General features: G+C 47.9%; 1 protein-coding gene. It reads left to right on the forward strand.

Annotated elements, in window-relative coordinates; translation table 11 throughout:
• On the forward strand, positions 1-2,762 hold a 2,762-nt coding region (locus PHI12_14565; GenBank protein MDD5512008.1), incomplete at its 5' end, for a fibronectin type III domain-containing protein.
• Positions 2,763-2,988 lie beyond the last annotated feature (226 nt).

Raw genomic sequence — 2,988 nt, forward strand, 5'->3', positions numbered from 1 at the left:
CATCGGGTCAAGATTATACTCTTCAGTCTACTTCTCCGGCCATTGATTCTGCTACCACTACAATATATACAGCAGACTATCTTGGAAATACTTTCTATGGCACCCCAGACACTGGTGCTTACGAATACCAACCGCCTCATGATATCGCCCCGGTAACTCCTGATACGATAGACATCGGAGCCGGAGCCAGGATCTATGGAGATGGAAAATTCAGGGATTTGGGGACAATTAATAGCAATGCAGCTCATCTGAAGATAACTCCTTCAGGTGGAAGCTTCCCAGCTTATGGTTCAACTGCTAAAAGGCCAGCCTGGCTTGATGTTACCAATATTACAAATTGGAGCAATACGCATAAGACGTGGACTGAATCAAATGCCTCAAGCTCAAGCATGGTTACAGACCATGTAATTGGCGACTTGCATGCCAACAAAAGCTATACAATCACCATAACCGGAGCTACGGCTTCAAGCATAACCGGCATAAACGGGACAACTTGCAGCAATGGAGTCTGTCAATCTAATGGCAGTGGAAATTTATCATTCAGATACAGCGGCGGATACTCAGACCACACTTTTGACATGTTAGAGAATCCAATAGCCCCCACGGCACCGGTTCTTGGTACTCCGACAGCCGTCTCTGTGCCGCTATCCTGGACTACTGGCGGAGGGAATGAAAATGTATATGTCCTAGAAAAATCTTTGGATGGTGGCTCTTCGTTTGCCGAGGTTGCGACGGTTAACGTTCCGACAACTAATTATACGTTCACTGGTCTTTCGCCAAATAATCAGTACCAGTTCCGCGTAGCCGCCGGTAACGGCAGCAGTACGTCGACCTATGCTACAAGCTCTTTGATCTATACTCTTGCCAATCAAGCATCTGCTCCCACGCTCGGCACAGCTACCACGTCTACAATACCTCTTTATATAAATGCGAATGGAAACCCTGTAGGAACCACTTATGCGGTTTATGACGCGACCGATTCCCGTTATTTCACTTCCGCCGGGGCTATTACGGCAACTCCGACATTCTTTACATCTTCGTCTTGGTCTGGCGTGGCCAGGGGACTCAGCGCTTCCTCATATTATACTTTTCAAGTGATTGCCAGAAACGGGGATGGAGTCAATTCGGCTACGTCGACTGGCGCGAGCGCAACAACCGTCAGCGCGGCCGTTAACCTCTCAAAAACAACGGTTTCAACGGTAGAGGGCGGAGCGACTGATTCGTACACCATTGTTCTGAATGCTCAACCGACAAGCACGGTTAATGTCATCGTTTCTCCCGATTCTAACCAAACAGTCTCGACTTCAACCATCAGTTTCACTTCGGCTAACTGGAATGTACCGGTTACCGTGACTGTCACCGCAGTAAACGATCACATTGCCCAAGGCACCCATACCGGCATAATAACCCACACGGTTACGAATTCAGGCGTTTTCAATGGCGTTGCGGTGTCCAATGTAACTAACACCATTACTGACAATGATACGGCGGGCGTCAATCTTTCAAAAACCATTGTTTATACCTACGAAGGCATTGCCAGTGATACTTACACCATAGTTTTGAATTCACAGCCGACTTCGACCGTTCAGATAACTGTTTCGCCCGATTCTTCCTCCATTGTCTCTCCATCCACCATCATCTTCAACTCAACAAACTGGAATGTCCCGGTGACGGTTACGGTAACGGCTGTCGTGAGAAACCAAGGCGGTCACATAGGCACCATTACCCACACTGCCTCAAGCCTTTCCATGGGCTATAGGAACATCACAGTTGCCTCTGTGACCAATTCCATAACCGGTATTACGGCTGGCACAGGGGGAGGCGGCGGAGGTGGTGGTTCTGGTGGTCAATCTGGGCCTTTACCCGGTCAGCAGTCGCTTGGCATTGCTTTGGACCACATAGAATATATCAGTGATGGGCAAGCTAAGATTTGGATCAAGCTAAATGCTGACCCTTCTTCAGTCCGCGGTTATGCTATCTCGACCGATTCTACGTTGAGTAACACTAGTCTCCTGGCCTATATCCCTCTTGTTTCCATTATTGTCCCGACCACACCCAGTCCTGCCACTATATATGTTCGATATTATTCGACTAGTGGCCAGCCCTCAAATATTCTCTCGCTCCAAGTAGATCTTTCTAATAGCAATATAGTTGTCGTCCCGCCTCCGCCAACCGAAACCCCGCCGCCAGCTCAGGCGCCCGCACAGACCCTGGATCCCTCCAATCTTCAGTCTCTTCTCGATAATTTGAGCCTTCCGCGAAATATTGTAATGGAAGATCTCGTCCTGAAGCAGGTGAGAGCTGATGCTAAGGAGTTTAAGCTTATCTTGAATGCTGGCCAAGAGATGGCGATTAGGAATTTCATTGTCTATGGAATCTCTCCCGCTACAGTGAAACTTGGCCGTGGTGAACGTCGCGCTGTTGCCCGCGATTATATGGAGACTGTCCATCGAGCGGACTTTGTTTGGTCTGACATCGAGCGTCTAACTACTGGTTTGATCCCGCTCGTGCGCAATTTGGCCCTGGAACGGCAGAATGTTAACAAAGCCCTTCCTGTTTTCCTTGATATATTTGGCCATACGCCCAACTTCAAGGTTGCCAAAGAAAACCTTGCCTGGAATACATTGCTTTACCGCATCCGTTTCACACGGGATATGGCTAAAGAATCAGCCGGACTCAAGGTCTACTTCGGAATATACAAACATTATCCCACCACGCCTTTTGGCTGGTCTGTGGTGAGGGTGTTGGGGTATGTGAGATGAGAATTACGGTTTGTTAATTGACGATTTATAGCGGCTGTTCTATTCTAAAGTAGTTCCGGCTACCAACCGGATATCGGCGGAAAATATAAGATAAAAGAGTCCTCCGCAGTATTGTTAACCCATATACGAATGATTTTTATCGATAATTATGGAAAAGTTTTCATCGGATGTCGCGCCGCAAGAAATCCCGCAAACTCAGCAAGTGACTGAAGCCCAAAAGGGAATT

This window comes from Dehalococcoidales bacterium (assembly GCA_028716225.1).
Classification (GTDB): domain Bacteria; phylum Chloroflexota; class Dehalococcoidia; order Dehalococcoidales; family UBA5760; genus UBA5760.